The 23,281-nt window shown below is 43.6% G+C and carries 18 protein-coding genes; 4 read left to right on the top strand and 14 right to left on the bottom strand.

The genetic code is table 11. The features are described from left to right. Positions 1 to 147: 147 nt before the first annotated feature. From JMA39_RS11520 to JMA39_RS11475, 10 genes are all read right to left on the bottom strand, one after another. Positions 148 to 2,451, bottom strand: coding sequence for an efflux RND transporter permease subunit (locus JMA39_RS11520; protein ID WP_202722019.1), 2,304 nt, complete (start codon positions 2,449 to 2,451; stop codon positions 148 to 150). Between the two features lie 12 nt (positions 2,452 to 2,463). Then, positions 2,464 to 3,480 carry a WD40/YVTN/BNR-like repeat-containing protein gene (locus JMA39_RS11515; RefSeq protein ID WP_202722018.1) on the bottom strand — a complete coding sequence of 339 codons (1,017 nt, stop codon included), beginning with the start codon at positions 3,478 to 3,480 and terminating at the stop codon, positions 2,464 to 2,466. Positions 3,481 to 3,530: 50 nt separating this feature from the next. Then, positions 3,531 to 4,895: a DUF1329 domain-containing protein gene (locus JMA39_RS11510; protein WP_202722017.1), complete on the bottom strand. Its 1,365-nt coding sequence runs from the start codon at positions 4,893 to 4,895 to the stop codon at positions 3,531 to 3,533. Positions 4,896 to 4,913: 18 nt separating this feature from the next. Further along, positions 4,914 to 6,962: a DUF1302 domain-containing protein gene (locus tag JMA39_RS11505; protein ID WP_202722016.1), complete on the bottom strand. Its 2,049-nt coding sequence runs from the start codon at positions 6,960 to 6,962 to the stop codon at positions 4,914 to 4,916. Between the two features lie 317 nt (positions 6,963 to 7,279). Further along, positions 7,280 to 7,510, bottom strand: coding sequence for a DUF2835 domain-containing protein (locus JMA39_RS11500; RefSeq protein WP_202722015.1), 231 nt, complete (start codon positions 7,508 to 7,510; stop codon positions 7,280 to 7,282). 88 nt (positions 7,511 to 7,598) lie between these two features. Beyond that, positions 7,599 to 10,160: an aminopeptidase N gene (pepN, locus tag JMA39_RS11495; RefSeq protein WP_202722014.1), complete on the bottom strand. Its 2,562-nt coding sequence runs from the start codon at positions 10,158 to 10,160 to the stop codon at positions 7,599 to 7,601. A 72-nt stretch (positions 10,161 to 10,232) separates the two neighbouring features. Further along, positions 10,233 to 12,278, bottom strand: coding sequence for a carboxy terminal-processing peptidase (gene prc / locus JMA39_RS11490; RefSeq protein WP_202722013.1), 2,046 nt, complete (start codon positions 12,276 to 12,278; stop codon positions 10,233 to 10,235). A gap of 33 nt (positions 12,279 to 12,311) precedes the next feature. Further along, entirely contained in the window at positions 12,312 to 12,950 is a 639-nt protein-coding gene (gene proQ / locus JMA39_RS11485; protein ID WP_202722012.1) for an RNA chaperone ProQ, read from the bottom strand. 282 nt (positions 12,951 to 13,232) lie between these two features. Next, the gene (locus JMA39_RS11480) at positions 13,233 to 13,691 is read right to left on the bottom strand and encodes a GAF domain-containing protein (RefSeq protein ID WP_202722278.1); all 459 of its coding nucleotides are present in this window, start codon (positions 13,689 to 13,691) and stop codon (positions 13,233 to 13,235) included. An 82-nt stretch (positions 13,692 to 13,773) separates the two neighbouring features. After that, entirely contained in the window at positions 13,774 to 14,064 is a 291-nt protein-coding gene (locus JMA39_RS11475; RefSeq protein ID WP_202722011.1) for a YebG family protein, read from the bottom strand. A gap of 184 nt (positions 14,065 to 14,248) precedes the next feature. On the opposite strand from JMA39_RS11475, the gene JMA39_RS11470 reads away from it, so the two are divergent. From JMA39_RS11470 to JMA39_RS11460, 3 genes are read left to right on the top strand one after another with little or no spacing between them, the layout of a single operon-like run. Beyond that, the gene (locus JMA39_RS11470; RefSeq protein WP_202722010.1) at positions 14,249 to 14,878 is read left to right on the top strand and encodes a paraquat-inducible protein A; all 630 of its coding nucleotides are present in this window, start codon (positions 14,249 to 14,251) and stop codon (positions 14,876 to 14,878) included. Continuing rightward, positions 14,868 to 15,509, top strand: coding sequence for a paraquat-inducible protein A (locus JMA39_RS11465; protein WP_202722009.1), 642 nt, complete (start codon positions 14,868 to 14,870; stop codon positions 15,507 to 15,509). Before JMA39_RS11470 ends, JMA39_RS11465 begins: the two co-directional genes overlap by 11 nt. After that, positions 15,487 to 18,120, top strand: a complete 2,634-nt coding sequence (locus JMA39_RS11460) for an MlaD family protein (protein ID WP_202722008.1) — start codon at positions 15,487 to 15,489, stop codon at positions 18,118 to 18,120. The genes JMA39_RS11465 and JMA39_RS11460 overlap by 23 nt, the downstream gene beginning before the upstream one ends. Positions 18,121 to 18,229: 109 nt before the next feature. Here JMA39_RS11460 and JMA39_RS11455 read toward each other — a convergent pair whose 3' ends face one another. After that, positions 18,230 to 19,456, bottom strand: a complete 1,227-nt coding sequence (locus tag JMA39_RS11455) for a nucleoside recognition domain-containing protein (RefSeq protein ID WP_202722007.1) — start codon at positions 19,454 to 19,456, stop codon at positions 18,230 to 18,232. A 68-nt stretch (positions 19,457 to 19,524) separates the two neighbouring features. On the opposite strand from JMA39_RS11455, the gene rsmF reads away from it, so the two are divergent. Beyond that, a complete protein-coding gene (gene rsmF, locus JMA39_RS11450) occupies positions 19,525 to 20,961 on the top strand; it encodes a 16S rRNA (cytosine(1407)-C(5))-methyltransferase RsmF (RefSeq protein WP_202722006.1) in 1,437 nt (478 codons plus the stop codon). A 235-nt stretch (positions 20,962 to 21,196) separates the two neighbouring features. On the opposite strand, the gene JMA39_RS11445 is transcribed toward rsmF, so the two are convergent. Genes JMA39_RS11445 through holB form a run of 3 tightly spaced genes read right to left on the bottom strand, consistent with a single transcriptional unit; the run spans position 21,197 to position 23,281 of the window. Beyond that, entirely contained in the window at positions 21,197 to 21,985 is a 789-nt protein-coding gene (locus JMA39_RS11445; RefSeq protein WP_202722005.1) for a TatD family hydrolase, read from the bottom strand. Positions 21,986 to 22,030: 45 nt separating this feature from the next. Beyond that, positions 22,031 to 22,357: a PilZ domain-containing protein gene (locus tag JMA39_RS11440; protein WP_202722004.1), complete on the bottom strand. Its 327-nt coding sequence runs from the start codon at positions 22,355 to 22,357 to the stop codon at positions 22,031 to 22,033. Positions 22,358 to 22,363: 6 nt separating this feature from the next. Then, positions 22,364 to 23,281, bottom strand: coding sequence for a DNA polymerase III subunit delta' (gene holB, locus JMA39_RS11435; protein ID WP_202722003.1), 918 nt, complete (start codon positions 23,279 to 23,281; stop codon positions 22,364 to 22,366).

Below are 23,281 nucleotides of genomic sequence, written 5' to 3'. Positions count from 1 at the left end.
CCCCTTCATTTCGAGAACTATTTTAGTGGTACAGCCTCCCTGCGCCGCCCTTATGTCGTATTTTCTCCTTATATATGAAATAACAATCGGTAAGAACGTTTTTTTATGCATAAAAAAAAAGGAGCTAATGCTCCTCTTTATTCGGGTCTACTTGGGCTGCCGCCAAAACATAGCGGCTATCGCAGGCAAGATAATTATGGCACCGAGCATATTTACCAAAAACATGAATGTGAGCAAGATCCCCATATCCATTTGGAACTTAAGTGCCGAGAAGAACCAAGTACTGACGCCAATCGCTAAAGTCAGCCCCGTGAAAATAACAGCGCTGCCGCGTTCGACCAAGGCTTCATAATAAGCTTGTTGTACTGGCATACCATCTCGTAAACGTACAGCCATTGTCGACAAAATATAGATCCCGTAATCAACACCGATCCCCACACCCAAAGCAATAACAGGCAAGGTGCTCACCGCTAGCCCTATATCAAGCTGTGTCATTAGCGCCTGTGCCAAGGTGGACACCACATACAAAGGCAAAATCACGGCAATCGTGGCTCTCAATGAACGAAAGCTGATTAAACAAAGGAAGAACACCGCGCCATATACGTACAGCATCATCGGCAACTGCGCCTCGGCCACGGCTTCATTGGTTGCAGCCATCACTCCCACAGGGCCTGACGCCAACTTAAACTGAATTTTATCGGTATCCATCTGTTTTTGTAGCTGGTTAACTTTATCGATAACCACTTCAATGGTCTCAGCCTTATGATCTTTTAAGAACAGATAGACAGGCATAACCGAACAATCGCTGTTGAGCAATCCAGAGGTTGTCGGTACACGCCCAACAGCCTGCACTAAGCTCGCAGTGGTACGCGGCAATACGCTCCACTTAGGATTACCTTCGTTAAAGCCTGAGTTAACCCGTTTTGCCACCGATGCCAAACTTGCAGTCGACTCAACACCAGGCGTATTGCTCACCTGCCATTCGAATTCATCAATTTGAGTCAGTACCGAGTGATAGGTACAAGCCTCAGGAAACGCCTCAACAATAACTGTCATCACATCGGTTGTGATTGAGAACTTATCGGTGATGAAGAAAGTATCTTGATTATACCGAGAGTCGAGGTGTAGTGCTGGCGCTCCACCTTGTAAATCGCCAATCTTCATCTTATTCGCTTGCTGCAATCCGACCGCATATAAACCCGCTGTAATCAATAATACCCACACTGCATATTTTGGCGTAGCGAACTTAGACAACTTGAGCCAGATAATATTAACAGCGCTAGGCTCTCTATCTTGTTTTACTTTAAGGTGGGTAAAAGAGATCACCAATGGCAAGAGCACCAAGTTAGTTAAGATGATAACTGCCACACCCAAGGATGCAGAAATTGCCAACTCTCGGATGATCCCAATATCGATCGCCAATAGGGTCATAAAACCTATGGTGTCTGACAGTAATGCAACCCCACCTGGGATCAACAGACTTCGAAAAGCGAGTGCAGCAGCCGCTTTTGTGGTTCGCCCATCGGATACCCGCCTTCTAACAGCATTGATCATCTGTACGCTATGACTGACACCAATAGCAAACACTAGGAAGGGAATCAGAATAGACATAGGGTCTAAGCCAAATCCAACGACCGTAAGTAAACCCAACTGCCAAACCACCGCTATCAAGCTACACAGTAGTGGTAAGATAGTCAGTACAACTGACTTGGAAAAGCAGTAAACCATCACAGCGGTAACGAGAATCGCTATCAGGAAAAATAGCAACACTCCTTTAGCACCATCGGCGACGTCTCCGGCCATCTTAGCGAAACCTATGATATGGATCTTAATCTCATCGGTTTCATATTGTTCACGTAACTGTTTTTCTAACTGAGCGGCAAACGCTAAGGTGTCGAGCGCCTGACCCGTTTGCGGATCGAAATCCATTAACTGTGCGCTCACCATGGCAGCAGAATAATCTTCGGCAATTAAACGACCGACAATTCCCGCTTTCTCAATATTGCCACGAACAGTTTTTAACCCCTGTTCTGTGGTTGAAAAGTCTGCAGGAATGACAGGTCCACCGGCAAAACCATCTTCAACCACCTCGGTAAAACGTGTAGAAGGTGAGAATAGTGATTTAACCTGGGCACGGTCTACTCCCGGGATAAAAAACAACTGATCGTGTACATTCTTCAGAGCATCGAAAAAGTTGGCATTGAAAATATTACCGCTAGTGTCTTCAACAGCCACCATAATGCTATTTGCACCACCAAATTGTTTTTGGTGCTTCAAATAAGTCTGCATATAACTATGGTTAAGTGGGATATTTTTTACAAACGCCGCATCCATTTTAAGATTACTTGCTTGCATCCCGAGAAAAATTGTCGTTAACGCAAAAAGGAATATGACAAACGCTCTATGACGAAATAGATAAGATTCGAATCCATTAACTAATTTATCTAACATAGTAAGGTCCTATTATTTTTGTTCTAATTTGATGAGACCTTTATTACCTGCAACCCATAAGTTTCCTTCTGAGTCTTCGGCAATCGCGACTAGGTTTTCCCCCTGACGCTGCTCTACAAGTTGGCTCTCCCCTGTCGCAGATATGTCGATAATAACGCCGGCATTACCCACTAATCGCAACCTACCTTCACCAAGCCTTATTCCTGCATTAATCGTTGAATCAACAGGTAAACTGACCTTCTCCCAATCGACAAGACTTAAGTCAGATTTAAAGATATTGCCCCTAAGGCCCATAACAAATGCAGTGTCTCCCACTATCGAAGCATTAAACAGAGATCCTTCATAGAGAAAGTCTTGCTTTAGCCAGTTTTTCCCTTGATCTTTTGAAGTAGCAACCAGACCTAACTCCCCCACCATAATAAGGGTGTTATCTGTTGCGTGGATAATACGATTAAAGTGGGGTAGTAATGTGCTTCGCTCTGAAAGGTAGAGTGCTTCATCCTCAGCTTTTAGCTCTTCCAAATAAGCAACATCCTCTTCAAAAAGGAGCTCTTGGTGGTATTCACTATTCCATGTTTTGCCACCATCAATGGTGCGATAAAATAAGCCATAGGCGCCGACTGCGACGCCATGTTGTTCTGTAAAAAATAGAATATCTAAGAATGGTTTTTCTATCTCCTGAGACTGCATCTGCAGCTTCCAAGACATACCACCATCTATGGTATGGAGAATGGTCGCGTCATGACCCACGGCCCAGCCCTTATCAGGTGTGATAAAAAAGGCCTTAGTCAGCAAGGCTTGTGTTGGCGTAGGTACCTGTCTCCAAGAATCTCGATAAATGAATGCGTGACCTCGCTCACCAACAGCAACCAAGGCATTTTGATTATTTACGATGTCTAAGACTAAAGAATTTGCAGCAAGAGGCTGAATTTGTTGTTGTAATTTATTCTCTTGCGCCAATACCGGAGAAGCCTGAAAAAGACTCATTAAACTCAATACTGAGACAAATCGAAGCATGCTAAACGACATACAGACTTCCTTTAAAATAGTGAGGGGCCTTAGCCCCTCTACAAGCAGGGTTAACGAATACCAGCACGGCGTAATGCCGCAGGAGTGAAGTTTGCTTCACTTAACTTGGCATCGAAGTCGTACATACGGCCTTCATTATCTAAGCCCATTGCGATATATCGGCGTGACTGAAGATCATGGAAGACTTCTAAGGTGCTCCATTGAGTTGGTACTTCGTAGTAGTTAAGGCCATGAGCAATCGCAACTCGATAAAGCTCATCTCGGTTATCGTAGAGATCAGCAACAGACACTTGCCACGAGTCTTCATCGATATAGAAAGTACGGGCCTTATAGATGTGACGCATACCATCTTTCAACGTCGCTTTAACTACCCAAACACGATGCTTCTCATAACGGACATGTTCAGGATTGATATGACCAGGGGTGATAATCTGCTCATATTCAAGCTTATCAGAGTGCAACTTATAGTCGTTATAAGGGATGTAAAGCTCTTGTTTACCGACTAACTCCCAGTTGTAACGTACTGGCGAGCCATTAAACATATCAAAATCATCGGTTGTTCTTAAGCCATCAGAAACGGTACCTGGCGTATCAAATGCGACATTTGGCGCTTTACGAACCCGACGCTGTCCCGTGTTATAAGTCCAAGCTTGGCGTGGAAGCTTCTCTTGGTCCATCGTCTCTTTTACTAACAGTGCTGTACCCGCTAAACGCGCAGGCTGAGTAACAACTTGCTTAAAGAAAAACAGAGTATTGTCTTTAGAAAGCTTGTCTAACGACATCTCTGGGCGAGAATATTGAAAACGAATTTCTTCCGCCGTTTCAACAAGGGTATAACTACCACCTGCTGTCGGTGCCGCTTGGCTACGAGAGGTCTTAATATCCACTCCGCGGAAACGAAGTATATGGTTCCAAATAACTTCTAAGCCATTTTCAGGCATTGGGAACGGAATGCCAATTGATGCCCCTTTAATCCCATTACCACCATCAATTAGCTCTGCACGCGTTGCGTTCTCTTTTGTCGCATCGTAAACAAACTGAGGGACAGAAGCAGAGCGACGGGTCTGATACACATTCATTTTGAACGTTTCAGGATATAGCTCAAACAGCTTGAGCTGACCGTCTGATAAATAGTCTTTATATTTATCTTTATTGGTATTAGTGATGGTAAATTCGATTTTGTCAGCTGTGAACGGGTCTGGGTGATGCATACCTTTACTGTAACCAGCCACAGGCTTTGTAATACCACCATCCCACGCAGGAATTGAACCATCGGCATTAGCCGCTTTCTCGCCACCTAACGGGGTTAACTCGGTACCTAATTTTGCAGCATCTGCTTCAGAAACTTTAGCCAAAGCACTTGGTGCGCTTAACGCAAACATCACTGCTACAGGCAATATCGCAAGTTTATTCATTGTTATTGTCCTTGTGATTTAGATTGAATACTTAATATTGAACGATACATAATCTCTATCTGCCAGAGAGTTTGTCGTGCCTACGCCGCCGAAGAAGGTGTTATAAGAGACATCTGCGCCCCAGCGGCTCTGATAGTCAAAGTTAATACCAAGCGCAACAGACTTCTTACCTTCAGTAAACAGGAACATAGGATCTGGCGTAATACCATCAACGTCATGAGAGAATATGACTCTAGGTGCAATATTCACCCCTCCCCATACGTTGTTATAATCAGCCTTAGCCACGATACGATAACCCCAAGCAAAATCGGTAGGGAACGGATTGACTTCTGGACCATTGTGCAAGGCTTCAATAATTCCCGGCATATCGGGGTTTCCGCCCGAACGAGAGGTACCCGGTCCGTTGAGTCTCAGCTCATCTTGACTCGGCATATCATGGATCCACACACCGCCAATCTCAGCTAACATGGTCAAGTTATCGGTACCAAGAGTTGGACCAAATAGATGAGTAAAAGTAGTCTGTGCTTGAGTGGTATCTAAACGAATAAAGCCTTCTGCATATTCACCTGGCCCGTAGTTTTCAACTTGCGAAATACCATCAAAATCAGGACGAATTCCAGCATTAGCTAACTGCTGAGGCATAGCTGCAAACAGCAACTCAACATCATCAATCTGCAGAGGTTCATCAAGGCGGTGAGCAATTTCACCAGCGACAGAAGTATCACCAACCAAGGTGTTGAAGCTAAAGCCCATTAACTGAATATCCTCAGGATAAACAATCTGTGCCTTTGAGAACGTCTCTAACGCTAATAGATCTTCGCGAGTCATGGCTTCACCTGACTGTGCTTTACCACCTAGTCGCTGCAGATCTCGACCTATCGCTTCTTCAGTAAAGTTCGCCGTAGTACCACTGATCAGCGGACGACGACTGTGATAGTTCATGTAGTACAAGCCAAACTCGGTCTCACCAAGTTGCGGCGCATAATAGCCAAGCTTGACCCCCCATTGACCATCATCGCTTGCCGAGGCAGGATCTTCTACTAATGTTGCTTTGGTTGGATACGCGAGTGCAAGGCTTGCTAGCGTTGCGCCGTCTACCTGACCGGAACCGACCATGCCAACAAGGGTGTTATATTCAGACAGTAAAAAGTCAAGATCCATATCAGGGTTGGCATTAAAACCTAGCTGTGCATTTTGGTAATAACCACCGTAACCTGCAAAATCATTCGTTGAAAGGAATGAGCCTGGAGTTGGAACCCAAACAGGTTCCCAGTCATATTGGTAGAAACCTTCTACCGATAGGTTGTCGGTCACACCAAACGAAGCCCAAACCATACCTTGTGGCCTAAAAGCTTCTTTAAGCTCGGCCCCTGGCGCATTTAGAATATTTAAATCTACTGGATTGATGACACCAATACCGTGTGCAATCAGTGTGCTTTCTCCCCACGAGACAACCTGATTACCCACTCGTATTGAAAGAGGGTTTGCACCATCGTTAAAATCAAAATCTGCATAAACAAAAGCATCTAGTAGGCGAATATCTTTACATTGAACTTCAGAAGCTTTCTTATCTTCACAAGGATCATACTCTTTGCCAGTTAATGGATTGCTATAACCATAATCGCCATCATTAGCCTTACGGTCATAGAAATACATTCCGCGAGCAAATACACCAAAATTCTTGTATCTTAAGGAAAGCTCATGCAGACCTTTAAAAATCTCAGCAGTCGTATCACCTTGCGTATAAAGCAGGTCAGCTAAATCGCCGTTACTCGAATAAGATCCTGGTTGAGCCCAGATCTCTGCCGAACTGTATTTAGTGTCACCAAAAGCAGAATAACCAGACCAATCGAAACGCGGATGGTTTACTTTACCGATTTGGTTATCCCAATCTCTCCCCTCAACTCGCCAACTTGCACCAGCAGTCCAAGTTGAATCAAATGTGCCTTCTACCTCACCCCAATTGAATGAGACTGCGTTAGCATGGTTTGTCATGCCAAAACCGAGCGCCGCGACTATCCCCAAAGCGAGCGCCGACTTATTAAAGCCGTTTTTAACCTTTTTCATTTTAGCTTCTCTCCGTAACCTGCTGGATTCTTTTGTTATAGGAATTGATAGCCAACATTCTGTTAACTTACAGGTGACACCATTGTTACAGCATTTACATGAAGTGAGCAAGGATGAAACATAGAAAATATTCAAAAGATTTCGTTACTTAAGAGAGATCTTATTGATGGTTTTTACCGCTGTATTTAAATCAGCAATAGGTAAAGTTAAACTAGAGAGGCTTTAAGGTCATTTTATTCGTTATTACAATGACCTAAGAATTTTATGTGAGTGGATAGATAGTTGTTTAAAGCAATCGACCGTTTGAAGTAATTACTCTAAATTTTTGTAAGACTGATTAAATTCCCCTGACCATCGACAACCATAGTGAAATAAGCTTTTATGCCAATACTCGACAAAAAAGGCCTGAAATGGCGTGCATTGATCCACAGCGTCCGCCCCTTTATATCGACGACTTCGACTTTATTAACCTCACCTCGATAGTAGGGGAGAAACTCTTGATAACTGATATTCAGCGGAAATTGAAAAACTTGATGGGATGATGCCAAAACCTAATTCTCTTAAAGAAGTTGGACCTCAATTCAGTAACCGTATCATACGATGACTAAGATTGAGATCCAACATATTACTGCCGCTCTAAGCTAACGCTTTAGTGACCTTCTCATACAGATCTTTTGATAACTCTTCAACAGCGAGAATACGTTGCAACTGCTGTTTCATCATTGCCTGTCTCGTCGCATCAAACTTTTTAAATTGAATTAACGGCGTAATGATCCGCGCGGCAACTTGAGGGTTAACACTATTAAGCTTAATAATCGCATCGGCCAAAAATTGGTAACCCACACCATCCTTTCGGTGAAACTCAAAAGTGTTCCCTGCAGCGAATGCGCCAATCAATGAGCGTACCCGGTTTGGATTATTAAAGCTAAATGCCTCATGCTCAAATAGGGATTGCAGTTGATTAATACATTTACTGCAAGCCAATGTCGCATGTAACACCAACCACTTATCCATAACCAATGGCGTGTCAATCCATTGTCTCTCAAACTGACTCATCAACTCATCGCGAATAAGAGATGACTCACTATTTAATGCAGATAGCGCAGCTAAACTATCGGTCATATTCTCAGCTGACTGGAATTGTTGCTTTGCCAGCGCAGCGTAACTTTGTTCGACCTTTAACAACAGGCTCAAACAGATATTCTTCAGGGCTCGAGCTGCTGCATCGTCAACTTTCTCTAACTCTCTGAACCTTGCTAACAATTCATCTTCACAGTCAGAAGCAACTTCGAACACCACAAACTCCCTTGCTAAAGCAAGGCTATCGAGGTCGACAGCATCTTTTTGCTCAATAAGCGAACTCGCACTCGCTAGTGTTAAAATTTCTGCCATCAAGGCTTTATCAAGATCTTGCGCTAAAATAACCCCCTTGAATGCATCAAGGATCCTCGGGTCAATGTACATTGACTGATTATTTTGCAGACGCTCGACATTTTGCCAAACAGACTGGCTAAATAGTGAAACAGATGCCTCCCATTTAGCAACTTCACTTGTGGCAAATCGCATGATATGTACCAGCTGCTCTACAGAGTAATTAAAGTTAAGCTTTACTGGTGCTGAAAAGTTCTGTAACAAAGACGGGATAGGTTTTTGTTTAATGCCGTCGAAAGTGAAGACTTGTGTTTCTTCTGTAAAATCTAACACCCTATTAAATACCGTATCTCCGTCAACATCTAAAAGTTCAATATCGAAAGGAATATGTAATGGCTGTTTTTCTGCCTTATCAGGTGTCGCTGGTGTCATTTGTGATAGCGTTAGTTGATATACATGAGCCTGCTCATCATAGTGTTCTTTAACATCAACTTGAGGCGTCCCTGCTTGACTATACCAACGCTTAAACTGGGTAAGATCCACTTCACTGGCATCTTGCATGGCTGCAACAAAATCATCGCATGTTACCGCTTGACCATCATGACGCTCAAAATACAACTTCATACCTTGTTGAAAAGCAGCCTCGCCAAGAAGAGTATGCATCATACGAATGACTTCAGCTCCCTTGTTGTAGACGGTAACCGTATAGAAGTTATTCATTTCGATAACGGATTCAGGTCTGATAGGATGCGCCATAGGACCTGAGTCTTCCGCAAACTGCTGGTTCTTTATCGCTTTAATCGCGTGGATTCGGTTAACGGCTCGAGAACCAAGATCGGAACTGAACTCCTGATCTCTAAAGACAGTCAAACCTTCTTTGAGGCTAAGCTGGAACCAATCACGACAAGTGACTCGGTTTCCGGTCCAGTTATGGAAATACTCGTGACCCACGACGGACTCGATACCGTGATAATCATCATCGGTTGCAGAGGCTTTATCGGCTAAGACGAACTTAGTATTAAAAACATTTAAGCCCTTGTTTTCCATTGCCCCCATATTGAAGAAATCAACCGCGACAATCATATAGATATCGAGATCATACTCTAAATTAAAGCGGCTCTCGTCCCAAGTCATCGACTTCTTAAGCGAGGCCATTGCATGATGAGCCTTGCTTAGGTTGCCCTTATCGACAAACACCTGCAGCTTAACCTCTCGTTGGTTGCAAGTAGTAAACTTATCTTCTAACAGGTCAAAATCACCTGCAACCAGAGCAAAAAGATAGGCCGGTTTTGGGAATGGATCATGCCATTTGGCATAATGACGTCCACCTTGGAGTTCACCACTATCAATCAAGTTGCCATTACTTAACAGATACGGGAATGCTTGTCTATCAGCCTCAACACGTACTGTATAGATGGCTAATACGTCAGGCCTGTCCAAGAAATAGGTGATACGTCTAAACCCTTCGGCTTCACATTGAGTACAGTAGGCACCATCAGACATATATAAGCCTTCTAGGCTAGAGTTTGCTTCAGGATCAAGCTGAGTGATTATCTGCAGTTCAAAATTATCAAGAGCCGTATCGATAACAAGCTCTCCAGCTAATAACTGATACTCAGCTTTGTTGCCATTAATCATCACACTAAGCAGCGTTAGCTCATCGCCAACTAATACTAATGGCTCTTGATGATGACCTTGACGAAAAACCTTGCTGGTTGCGACAACTTGTGTCTGCTTTTGTGCAAGAGTGAAGTCTAAGTCGATATGGGAAATTTTAAACTTAGGTTTCTGGTAATCTCTGAGGAATTTGGCTTGTGGCTGTGACATGAATAAACCTCTTATCTATTATTTTTCATTAAAAAAAACGCGCTGTAAGCGCGTTTTTTTATTTATTCAATTTTACTTTTTCTGGTTCTTAGCTAACTTTTCGATATCAACCAAATCAAGAGTGATATATGCCGTTTCATCTAAGAAGGCATCAGCAACTTCAACATCGTCAGGGATATCGTCCAAAGACTTAACCTTTTCCTGTCCCTCTCTAACGAGTCTGTCGTTAGCTCTGGTAAGTTGTTTCGCATCGTTCTCTTCACGTTCAGCTAGGCGTTCGCTCTTAACCAAAGAAACCGTTTTGTCGTCATGATTTTCTTTAAACTCAGCGATATCCTGAAAAATATAACCAAATTCAACATCAGACTTAATACGATCTTTGTGCTTACCATCTAGGTTAGCAATCAACTGCGGATAGATTTCACCAAGCGTACCGTATTGGGCAACAGGGACCTTATCCCAAGGTAAAGCATTTTCTTCTTCTGCTTCACCATACTCCCCAGGCTCTAACGCACTTGGGAATGGAATATCAGGTGTCACACCTTTAAGCTGCGTACTTCCACCGTTAATGCGGTAAAATTTTGCAATCGTGTACTGCACATGACCGATAGGCTTCTCATACATATCATAAATACGGCCTAAGCTCTTATGTTGCTGCACCGTACCTTTACCAAAAGTCGACTCACCAACAATGAGAGCGCGATCGTAGTCCTGAAGTGCTGCGGCAAAAATTTCTGATGCCGATGCACTGTATCTATCAACCATAACAGTCAAAGGACCGTCATAGGTAACACGTCCATCATTATCGCGATTTTGTGAAACTCTGCCGTTGGCATCGCGAATTTGAACGACTGGACCTTGCTCGATAAATAAACCAGTCAAAAGAGTTGCTTCGGTTAAAGCGCCGCCGCCATTACCACGAAGGTCGATGATGATCCCTTCAACTTTAGCTTCTTTTAGTTCCGCTAACTCTTTGGAAACATCTTTAGAGAGATCCATGTAAAAGCCAGGGATCTGAATAACACCGACTTTACGATCAGCATACGGCCCCTCTGTCGGCTCAATCACCTTAGAGGTTGCAGCGCGATCTTCTAAACGAATTTTATCGCGAACAATAGTGAGTTCAAAGGTCTTCGCACTCGTTCCGCCCTTCTTTGGCAAGATCTCTAGCACGACTTTACTGCCTTTCGGCCCTTTAATCAGCTCAACCACATCGTCCAATCGCCAACCAATAACATCAACTATCTCTTCGCCATCTTGACCGACACCGACAATTCTATCTTCAGGTGACAATTTCTCGCTCGTCGCAGCGGGACCGCCAGCAACCAGGCTCTTAATAACGGTATAATCGTCATCAACTTGTAACACCGCACCAATGCCTTCTAGACTTAGGTTCATCTCCATCTGGAAACGTTCGGCATTGCGTGGAGATAAATAACTCGTGTGTGGTTCTACCGTACGAGCAAATGCGTTCATCACACCCTGGAACACATCTTCACTGTGTGTCTGACTCAGGCGTTTAATGGCATTGTTATAGCGCTTTTCAAGCACTTTAACGATCTCGTCCCAGTTTTTTCCTGTAAGAGAAAGATTTAACGCGTCGTATTTAACACGTTGACGCCAAAGTTCATTTAACTCAGCTTCTGTTTTTGGCCAGCTCGCATCTTCTCTATCGTACTCATACTTGTCACCAGGCACATCAAATGCCATCTCTTCATCGAGCAGAGACAATGCGTAGGCAAAGCGTTCATAACGGCGTTTTTGCACCAATTCATACATTGTATAAGCTTGATTCAGGTCGCCACTTTTCAACATATCGTCGAATTGACTCGAGTACGGCTTAAAGCTATCGATGTCTGACTGCAGCAATACATTCTTACGGTAGTCTAACTGTTTTAGATAACGTTCGAACACTTGCTGTGAGAATGCATCATCCATATCAAAGCGATGATAATGAGATCGGGTAAATAATCCAGTAACACGCTTACTGGCTACCTTATGCTGCGGTTCCTGCTTAAGAGCGGGTAACTCGCTGAATTGAATTGTGGGACTCACAGCCCACGCCGAAAATCCGACAAAAATACCGGCAATGGATACAGCCAGAGAAAGTTTTCGCATCAACAAGTCACTCCTTTATGTGCTTTTAAGCCATTACAGCAGTATGTGTTCAGCTCTAACTTTAATGGTTAAACCTGAGTCTAACTGAACTTGAACATCTTCTTTTTTGATGTCCAAAATCACACCAGCGACTGGTGCCTTACCTAGTTTGACATTCACGCGCTGATTTGGTTTCAATTCAGCTAAAACTGCTGGCGTTAGATTTTCTGCCACAACAGCTTCTTTTGCAGGTTTGTTACTTTGAGCTGGTTTTGGACGCTTAGCAACTGGCTTCTTAACTGGCTTTTTCGCCGCTTTAGGTGCTGGATTAGCACTCTTAGCCTGAGCCATTCTCTTAGCTTTCGCTTTGTCTTGGCTCTCTTTAAGTGTAGCTGCCGCGTGATCAATATGCTCTTGCTCTAACTCGCCACAAGCATTGCCGTCTAAATCGATACGCTGTGCGCCAGCTTTAACGCACTTTAGATAACGCCAGCTGCTGGTGTATCTTCTTAACGCGATTCTGAGCTGAGTTTTACTGACTTTAGAATCATCAGCTAACCTTTCCGCTAAATCTTGAAACAATCCAATTTTTAATGGCTTCGTTTCGCCTTCAGCTATAAAGCACAAAGGAAATGTTTCGTACAAATACGCAAGAATAGCGTTGGTATCGGTCAACTTTTCTGTTGATTCCATCTTTACTTCCACAGTTTTAAAAAGGGACACCGCCGACAAGCTCTAGGGCATGTATCAACTTATGTGTCGTTTATATTTGTCTGATCAAGGAACAAACCACAAATGAAAAATTGTTAACATCTGTTTTTGTCCTAAAACCAAACCTACCTTAGCAATAAATCACAAACTTCATGTATTCAAATCTAGCATACAAGTGCGTCTGCTTTTTTCATTACTCAAACCGCTTATTATAGAGAGGCTTCAAATGATTGCGACCTACAATTAGCGATAATTGGTCGTAGATTAACCAATTAGGCAAATTTCGAGACTTTTAACCAAAGTTTCGATGCCCTGTTGATCAATTTCACTGAATCTTGATAACGAAGGGCTATCAATATCCAGCACACCAATAACCTTTCCATTTTGACGCAGCGGCACGACTAACTCTGAATTACTGGCGCTATCACAAGCAATGTGCCCATCAAATTGATGAACATCATCGACACGCAGTGTGCAATTGGTCGCAACAGCCGTACCGCAGACCCCTTTACCAACTGGAATACGTGAACAAGCGACCTTACCTTGAAATGGCCCAAGTACTAATTCATCGTTCTTCAGTAAATAGAAGCCTACCCAGTTCAGATCCGTAAGATTATCGTTTAGCAGCGCTGAAAAATTAGCTAACGCTGCAATCGTATCGTCCTCGCCGGTCAGTAATGCCAGCACCTGACGATTTAGCGTGTCATAAAAATCGTTCACAATGAATACTTCCCAACCGTTTATCTACCGAATAAAATACAATTGCAGCATTTTAACAACAAACTAGGGTATTTTAACAAGCTGTTTATTTAGACTCCTTGTTTTCTGCCTTTTTTACCGCTTTCTTAGGCGCCGCTTTCTTATTAAGTGAACCGCCCTTAAGCAATACTTGCAGATCTTCCTTGTTCTGAGCGAGGAAAAAGCTCAACTTCTCCACATCACGTTCGTCGAGTTCCAATTCACTTTTACTTAGGAAGGGAATAAGGTTGTCAGCGATATCTAGCATCTTATCGTAGGCATCAGCCTCCTTCTTCGATGTAAAAGTCATCTTTTCAACCCCTTCTCTAACGACAACAAATTGAGTTATAACGGCCATATCCAACCTCACACTGTTTTTATATACAGTGGAGAGTCTCATACATTGAACTTCTTATGCAAGTTTTCTTGAATATCTGATAAACTTATTGCGTTAATGACTCAGTAATTTCAACCGCATAGCTGCAAAGACCAGCTTATGCGTATTATTTACGCGTATACGGTACACTTGGATATTAAAACGAATGGGAAAGGAAGCTGTAGACAGCAGTATTACTTTGTGTCGCTCCTGTGACTTAGTTATTAGGAAACGAGCACTACCAACAGGCGTACGTGCTATATGTCCACGATGTCACACCTCGTTATACGATACGCCATACTGTTCTATCAACGGCATGCTGGCCTTATGCTTAACAGCCATTTTCTTTTTCGCCCCTGCCAATCTATTCCCCGTCTTAGAGTTAGAGTTTTTAGGGAGTGTGAGAACCACTACAGTGATAGAGGGGGCGTTATCAGTCTACCATCAAGGGTATTGGTTAGTGGGAATTGCCGTTTTAACTTCTGCAGTCATCGCACCTGGTCTTTTACTATTATCTATACTGATGCAGATTTTAATCGTAAAGTATGGACTGAGCTCCCCTTCCCTAAAAACCGTACTAAAGCATGCGTTAAAAACACAAGGAGTGCTGACTCAGCTCACCATGTTAGAAATTTTCGTCATTAGCTTCTTAGTGGCCGCTTTTAACTTAGCCGACTTTGCCACGGTTTCTTTTGGTTTCGGTACGTTCTGTTTTACTATGCTATTTGTAATGACACTGTTTTTAATGCGGGAGTATGACTTAGAACATATGTGGAGTTATCTCGATGAGCGATAATCAGCCAATCATACTTGGCAAAGATATCGGGCTTACCTCATGCCCAACATGCCATAAAGTAACCTGCGCTAAATCGACCCATTGCAGTCGTTGTGATGCACCTCTGACTGTCAGAGACTACTCCAGTGTACAAAAGAGCTGGGCGCTACTCATAACGGCCACGATTTTGTTAATCCCTGCCAACATTTACCCTATTTCCACTTTAACCAATCAGGGACGAGTAACCCAAGATACTATCTTTTCTGGCATTGCCCACTTAGTCAAAACCGATATGATCCCAATCGCGATCATACTCTTTGTCGCTAGTATCTTGGTTCCCATCCTCAAAATTGTAGGCTTAACGATTTACCTGTCAGCAATTAGCTTTAAATTACCTATTTCTAAAAAGAAACTCATGACTGGGTTTCACATCATTGAATGGATAGGCCGCTGGTCCATGTTAGACCTTTTTGTTATTTCTCTTACCGTTGCTGTCGTCAATATGGGACAGCTTCTAGACGCAAAGCCAGCTCCTGCTGCTACTGCGTTCGCTTTAGTAATTCTACTCACGCAGTTAGCTGCAAAAGTCATAGATACCCGTTTACTCTGGGATAGATTGGAAGCAAAAGATGACTCAAGTACAAACGCCTAAAATCGTAAAGAAAAAACTATTCTCACCGATTTGGTTATTACCCATTATTGCCCTCGCTTTAGGCGCATGGCTCGGTGTGAAAAGCATACGTGAATCAGGCATAGAGGTAACGATCCACTTCCCAAGCGCAACAGGTATGGAAATAGGTAAAACCCTAGTTAAATACCAGGGCCTGACTGTAGGTAAAGTTGTCGATATGAGTATCGCCGATGACCTTCAAGGTGTAAATGTTGATGTCATCATGGATTACCGTGCAGCTCCTTTCGTTAATCAAGGAACAAAGTTTTGGTTGGTTAAACCTAAAGCGACAATTACAGGTATAGAGGGGTTAGATACCCTGTTCTCTGGCAACTATATTGGTATTCTACCCGGTGAAGGTGACTCACGCTCCTTTTTCGAGGCCGAAACGACAGCCCCCGTTATTACTCCTGGTGTGGAAGGGTTGATCGTGCACATCACCACTAACAAACTGGGGTCGTTAGATGTGGGCTCGCCGGTGTTTTACCGACAGATCCCAGTGGGTCAAGTTGTGGGCTATCACCTTGAAAGCGCCAATGAGATTTTGGTTACCGCCTTTATCCAGCAGCAATATGCCCAACTAGTAAAGGTCGACTCCCAGTTTTGGAACGTATCTGGGATAAGCGTTGACGCCTCCCTGTCAGGTGTGAAAGTCAGTAGCGAGAGCCTTGCATCCATTCTTGCAGGAGGGATTAGCTTTAGTTCAAATGGCACAGCTAAGCCCGCCGAGAATAAGCACGAATTTACCCTTTACGATAATCAAGAAGATGCATTAGGCGGTGTCAAGTTTACCCTTACGACCAGTGGTAATGAATCGGTCGACCAAAATGCACCTATCGTCTATAGAGGCATTAAAATTGGTCAAATCATTCAAAAGGCGCTGAGTGATGACGGGGTTATTTTAACGGCAATAATTGATAAGAACTACCAGGAACTGCTGACCGAAACCGCAGACTTCTGGCTTGAAGGTGCCGATATTTCGCTATCAGGGATCAAACATCCTGAGCGCTTAATCACTGGCAGTGTGATCAATTTTGTTCCTGGTACAGGTGCTGCAAAGCAAGAATATAGCCTGTTAACACAGGCGCCTGAGCCTAAAAATATCAGCAAGCTGACTTTGACACTCTATTCAGAGACAAATCCAGGGGTCAGCGCTGGCGCCGAAATTCGCTATAAACAGATAAAAATAGGCCAAGTGCTTTCTAGTCAACTTAATAGTGCACTCACTCAGGTTGAATACCAAATTGAGATAGCACCAGACTTCATCGATTTGGTCAGCGCAAATAGCCACTTTATCGCAGAGTCTGCCCTAGCTATTAATGCCAGCCTTGATGGTGTTCAAGTTAAGACCCGTGATTTAAATACCTTAACAAGTGGTGCTTTAAGTCTAGTTAGAGGCTCAAGTAAAGCCTTAGCAACTAGCAAAAGTTCATTACGTGTATTTGCTAATAACGATGAAGCTAAAGACTTTTTTGCCAGTAAAAACCTGATCAAAAAGCGCCTGTTAAGCCAAGATGCTGCTGATTTATCCGCAGGCTCACCCATCTATTATAAAAAGATGCAAATTGGTCAAGTTGCCAGCGTTCGTTGGCAGGCATCTGACAATAATTTTGCTATCGATATGACGATTGAGCGAGCGTTTGAAAGTCTACTGACCAGCAAAACGGTATTTTGGCGAAACAGTGCGATATCAATTAATGCGAGTTTGTCGGGTGTTGAGGTCGAAGTCGCTCCATTAAAAGGCGCATTAAAAGGTGGCATTAGCCTTGGGCTAATCGAAGGCGACCGAATCGCCGATAATCGCTATCTGTATGACAGCCGCTTTTTAGCCCTAAGCCAAGCTAAAGCAATCGAGCTGACCTTCCCTGCTAACGTAAAACTGGCTGCAAAGGCTCCTATACGTTATCTTGGCCATAAGGTTGGTGAAGTCGACTCAGTGACTTTAACCAAAGATCTGAAACGGCTAAATGTTACCGCCTACCTATATGGTGAATATGCAGCTAACTTTAACCAGAAGGATGCATCTTACTCGATTATCGATGCCGATATCTCGTTAGCGGGTATTAAGGCACCTGAAACCCTTATTACAGGTCCTTATATTGAAGTATTCCCAGGTAAAAGCGCAGTTAAGTCATCTAGCTTTACAGGACAAATTGAAAAGCCTTTCCATAATATCGATGGCGCCCTAACCTTTAACTTGAGTAAGGCTAACCTCGGCTCAGTAAAAGCCGGAACGGCCATCTTCTTTAGAGGGGTAAAAATCGGCCAAGTTGATGGTTACCAGCTATCTCAACAAGGAACTGGCGTGATTATGCGCGCCCACGTTCAAAATGAGTATCGACACTTAGTCAATCAATCTAGCGTATTTTGGGATCTATCTGGGGTAAAGGTTGATGTGGGCCTATTCTCAGGTGCGCAGATTGAAACTGGCTCCCTAGAAACCATTTTAGCCGGTGGCATTGGGATGGCGACTAAGGAGACGACCAGCTCTGCAAACACCCTTTCTAAGCAGCAGACGTTTAAGCTCAATTCGAAAGTCGATCCTGACTGGCTAAGTTGGTCTCCGGTGCAAGCAGCGAATGCGATTAACTAAATTAACATTGAGGAAGTACTTTTGAGCGAGAGTTAAAACGTACTTTCAACCTTAAAAAAACGAGGCTATTTGCCTCGTTTTTCATTTCTGATATGTCACCCTTTTTTAATTAGCCATAGAAATGATAACAAACCACTATTGCAGCAATGATCCCTGCGAGATCAGCAAATAAGCCACAAGCCAACGCATGTCTTCCATTACGGATCCCGACAGCACCAAAATATACGGCTAACACATAAAAGGTCGTCTCAGTACTGCCCTGTAATATTGCTGCTAAGCGCCCAGCGAATGAATCAACACCGTAATGCTGCATCGTTTCAAGCATCATAGCCCTTGCTCCAGAGCCACTGAAAGGCTTCATAATCGCTGTCGGCATGGCATCAACAAAACGCACATCCCCGCCTGCAAACGCGACTAAGCCCGCAATCAACTGTAATAGATAATCTAATGCACCTGACGCCCTTAAGAGCGCGATAGCAAGTAACATTGCAAGTAAATAAGGGATCAGTTTTATTGATTGTGAAAAGCCCTCTTTTGCGCCCTCAATAAACTCATCATAGACAGCGACTTTTCGCATCCCAGCGACCAAAACGAAACTGAAGATAAGCAACAATAAAATACCATTTCCAAGACCAGTACTGACCTCTCCAATAGCCGATACCGTCAGGGTGCTCAAATAAAATACTAAGCCTATGATGGAGGACAGAATAACACCCGCATAGCCGAGCACAACTGCATTGATTAAAGAGAGCCTTTGCACTAAAGCCACGATAGTTAAGCCTGCAAGTGTCGATGCCGTTGTGGCGAGTAAAATCGGCAGGAAAATATCAGCAGGCGCTACAGCCCCTTGCTGTGCGCGGTATAAAAATACAGTGACTGGCACTAAGGTGATCGAAGAAGTATTTAATACCAAAAACAAGATCTGGGCATTGGTGGCTACAGTCTTATTGGGATTTAAAGTTTGCAAATCCTGCATCGCCTTGAGCCCTAGCGGCGTAGCGGCATTATCTAAACCTAGCATATTCGCCGTTAGGTTCATGGTGACACTGCCAAAAGCGGGATGACCTCTTGGCACCTCGGGCATCAATTTAGACAATAATGGCTCAAACATTTTCGAAAACACCGCCACAACGCCAGCTTTCTCCCCCACCCGCATCAATCCCATCCAAAGTGATAATACCCCGATTAAGCCGAGTGCGATTTCAGCCGCCAATTTTGAACTCGAAAAAATTGCACTCACGCTTTCAGAGAGCACCTGAGTGTGTCCCGTTAGTACCTGAAGCAATATTGCGATGAGTGCGGTAGCAAAAAAGCCAAACCAGATCTTATTTAGCACCCAAGTTCCCTCTTATCATTTCGTTAATCTGTTATAATCCCGCTACTTTACCGCATTATCTTCGACATATGGCTCATTTTAATCAGAATTTTCTCGATAGCATCGAACGCGATCTTCCATCTCACTTATCAATGGAAGACTTTATCGCCTATAGCAATAAGCCGTTACGACTTTCTATCCGAGTCAATACGCTCAAAATCAGTAGCGACAACTTTATCGACTTGATGACGCAAAAAGGCTGGCACTTTGACCCAATCCCTTGGTGTAAAGATGGCTTTTGGGTGACCTTGAACCAAGACATCCAGTTAGGCAATACCATTGAACATCTTCAAGGCTTATTTTATATCCAAGAAGCCAGTTCCATGTTGCCGCCAACGGCACTGTTTGACGTCATCACTAACGAAGGGCTGCAAAATGCCTCTTGCGATAACATAGTGCTCGACATGGCATCTGCGCCAGGCTCTAAGACCACCCAGATAGCCGCTCTTATGCACAACCAAGGCCTGTTGGTCGCCAACGAGTATTCAGCAAGTCGAGTTAAGGTATTGCATGCCAATGTAGCTCGAATGGGCGTGGCTAATTGTGCCCTAACCCATTTCGATGCGCGTGTTTTTGGCGAATATATGTTTGAGACCTTTGATTCGATTCTACTCGATGCTCCCTGTAGCGGCGAAGGCACGATCCGCAAAGATCCTGATGCACTCAAAAATTGGGATAACAACGATGCCAAAGGTATCGTGGAAACCCAAAAAGCACTGATCGAGTCGGCCTTTCTTGCATTAAAGGTTGGCGGAAGCTTAGTTTACTCCACCTGCGCACTAAGCCGCCAAGAAAACCAAGATGTCTGTCACCACTTAAGAACCTTGTATGGGGAAGCCGTTGAGTTTGTCTCATTAACAGAGCTATTCCCACAAGCGGAAAAAGCCTGCACCGAAGAGGGCTTTTTACATGTCTGGCCACAGCTCTATGACAGTGAAGGTTTCTTTGTGGCCAAAATTCGCAAACATGTATCCGTAGAGCGCCAACTTCCGGAGCCAAGAAAGCAGAAAAACTTTCCGTTTACGCCTGCTAAGACCAAACAAGTAGAAGAATTAGCACAATACTTTAAAGAGAGCTTCTCTATCAACCTACCCGAAGATGCTCAAGTAATGGTGCGAGATCTGGAGTTCTGGCTATTCCCAACTCCTGTCATGCCGCTGATTGGTAAGATGCGTTTTCAGCGGATAGGAATAAAGCTCGCCGATGCGCTAAAGAAAGGCTACAAGGTCCGCCATGAAGCGGTATTGGCGCTATCATCTCCCACACGATTTGAGCTGAATGATGAGCAGGCTAAGGATTTCTTGATGGGTCGTGATATAAGCTTACAAGAAAGAGTCAAACCTCAAGGGGAAGTGATCGTCAGTTATGCGAATAATCCACTCGGCGTCGCCAAGCACTTGGGAAATAAATTAAAGAACAACCTCCCTAGAGATTTAGTCAAAGACAAGATTGCACTGTATCAGTAATACACAATTAGTTACATTTGGGTGGGGGTTGTCAAAAAATAACCTCCCACAATACTAAAAGCTGGTCTACACTCTATATCATTAGTCTTTAACGAAGATGTGATTTAACCTTTTCTTACCAGTAATGGTAAACAACAGTAGCGCACGGCTCCTTGTGAGCCATTCCCCTAGACCCAGAACAATCGGAATAGTTTTGGGTCTTTTTTTGTCTAGAATTTACCAACAAAACGGTGAATTAACGTCCTGCTAGCCTTGCTGCATCTTTAAATAGTTTAAAGAAGTTATCTGTGGTGTACTGGGCAAGTTCTGGATATTTTTCCCCTCTGAGCTCAGCTACAAACTCGGCAACATCGCGTACAAATGCGGGTTGATTTTCTTTACCACGATGAGGAACTGGCGCTAAATAGGGAGAATCCGTTTCCACCAACAATCTGTCTTTTGGCACCTTTCTGATGACGTTTCGAAGCTCTCCTGCATTCTTAAAGGTCACGATTCCTGAAACTGAGATATAGAAACCTAAATCGATTGCCGCCTTTGCCATCTCCCAATCTTCGGTAAAGCAATGCAATACACCACCGACAGTGTCAGCCTTACCACGCTTTAAAAAATTAATGGTATCTTCTCGAGCATCACGAGTATGAATAATGAGTGGTTTATTGACTTTGACAGCGAGGTCTATTTGTTGCTCAAAGCAGGTCTGCTGTAGAGCTTTAGTTTCATTGGCATAGAAATAATCTAAGCCTGTTTCACCGATGGCGACGACTTTTTCATCACGTGCAAACTGCTCAACTTCTTGAATATTCAAGCCATCTTGTACATCTAAAGGATGTACGCCGGCAGAAAGAAACACTTCGTCGAATGCGGCCATTTTCTGCTTCATCTCGACAAAACCCTGCTGTCTTACGTTGACGCAAAGAAAGTAGGCGATATCCCGAGCTTTAGCTGCAGTAATAATATCTTGAAGTGAAGCCTGATCTGGGGCTATTTTTAAACGATCTAAGTGGCAATGTGAATCGATAAGCACGGTCAAAATCCAACAAACAACAAAAAGGACCGCAAGTCTACCCAGCTACATTGTGCAGGTCAAATCACCCGAGGCAAGTTGCTGTGAAAGTAGTTGCTCAATTTGATGCTTATGAAAACCGGAGTCAGATAAAATTTTGACCCCTATGCCAGCGGGTCGACCGCCAGAGGCGCCTAGGGGATTAATCCAGATCACCGAGCCAGTAAAATTGTGAGCCACACTACCTCCTGGTAGCTGATAGGAAACCTGTATCTCTTGGCCAAGCGTAAAACTTTCACTGCAACTCACAAATATGCCTACAGGCTTAATAAATGGCATATAAGCGCGGTAGAGTTGCTGTAAAGAATCAAATTTGACAACAAGATTAGTCATAGGTTTTTATTGGCTCATTAGCTGATTATACTCAATAGTTAACCCCTCAAATAACGCTAACGTGTTCACGTTTGGCATCACCGATAAACGAGTTTCTAGTTGCATCACTTTCGCCGCAAAATTTGCGAGATGAGTTCTAATTAGTGGATCACAGTCTTGCTTCTTAATCAAAGTCCTATGTATCACTAGATACAAAACTTTAAGAGCATCAGAAACTTGCTTTTCATTAACATTTATTAAACTAGCACACAGTTGTCCTGACGACAAACTTTGTGTCCAGCCCTTTCGATAGCTAAGCAAGGTTTGATATCGGTCATTTTCAACAGCTGATAACACAGCCATAGGGCCACCTACAACAGGCAAACACCAAGACGGATCATCAGCAAAGTTATATTGCTCTTTTAACCACTGCTTCACTTGCTGCTTACTTGGAAGTTCAACACGCAATCTCTGACACCGGCTACTAATAGTCGCTATCAATCGACTCGGCGCATTGGCTTGTAATAGTAATATCGTATCCTTACCTGGCTCCTCAAGTGTTTTAAGCAAGGCATTGGCCGACGCCTGATTTAAGCGCTCACTATTCAAAACAACCGCGACTCGCCTGCCGCCCTGCTGGGCGGTTGTCGTCAATTTTTGACAAAGCTCTCGAACCTGATCAACTTTAATCTGCGCCCCATCGGCTTCGACTCGGTATAGATCGGGATGATTATTAGCTTCAATCAGTTGGCAAGATTTACAAAACCCACACGCACCGCCATGACCAAGCTGATTACAGAGTGACATTTTGGCTAATTCGAGTGCTAATAACTCGCCACCATAGCCCGTATCCATGCCGATAAGATAGGCATGGCCGACTCTAGCAGTCTTGATCTGCTCAGAGAAATTATCGAAAGTGGTTTGCAGCCAAGGAAGCGCAGCCAT

This window comes from Shewanella schlegeliana (genome assembly GCF_016765635.1).
Classification (GTDB): Bacteria; Pseudomonadota; Gammaproteobacteria; order Enterobacterales; family Shewanellaceae; genus Shewanella; species Shewanella schlegeliana.
This window is presented reverse-complemented; position numbering and strand designations above follow the sequence as displayed.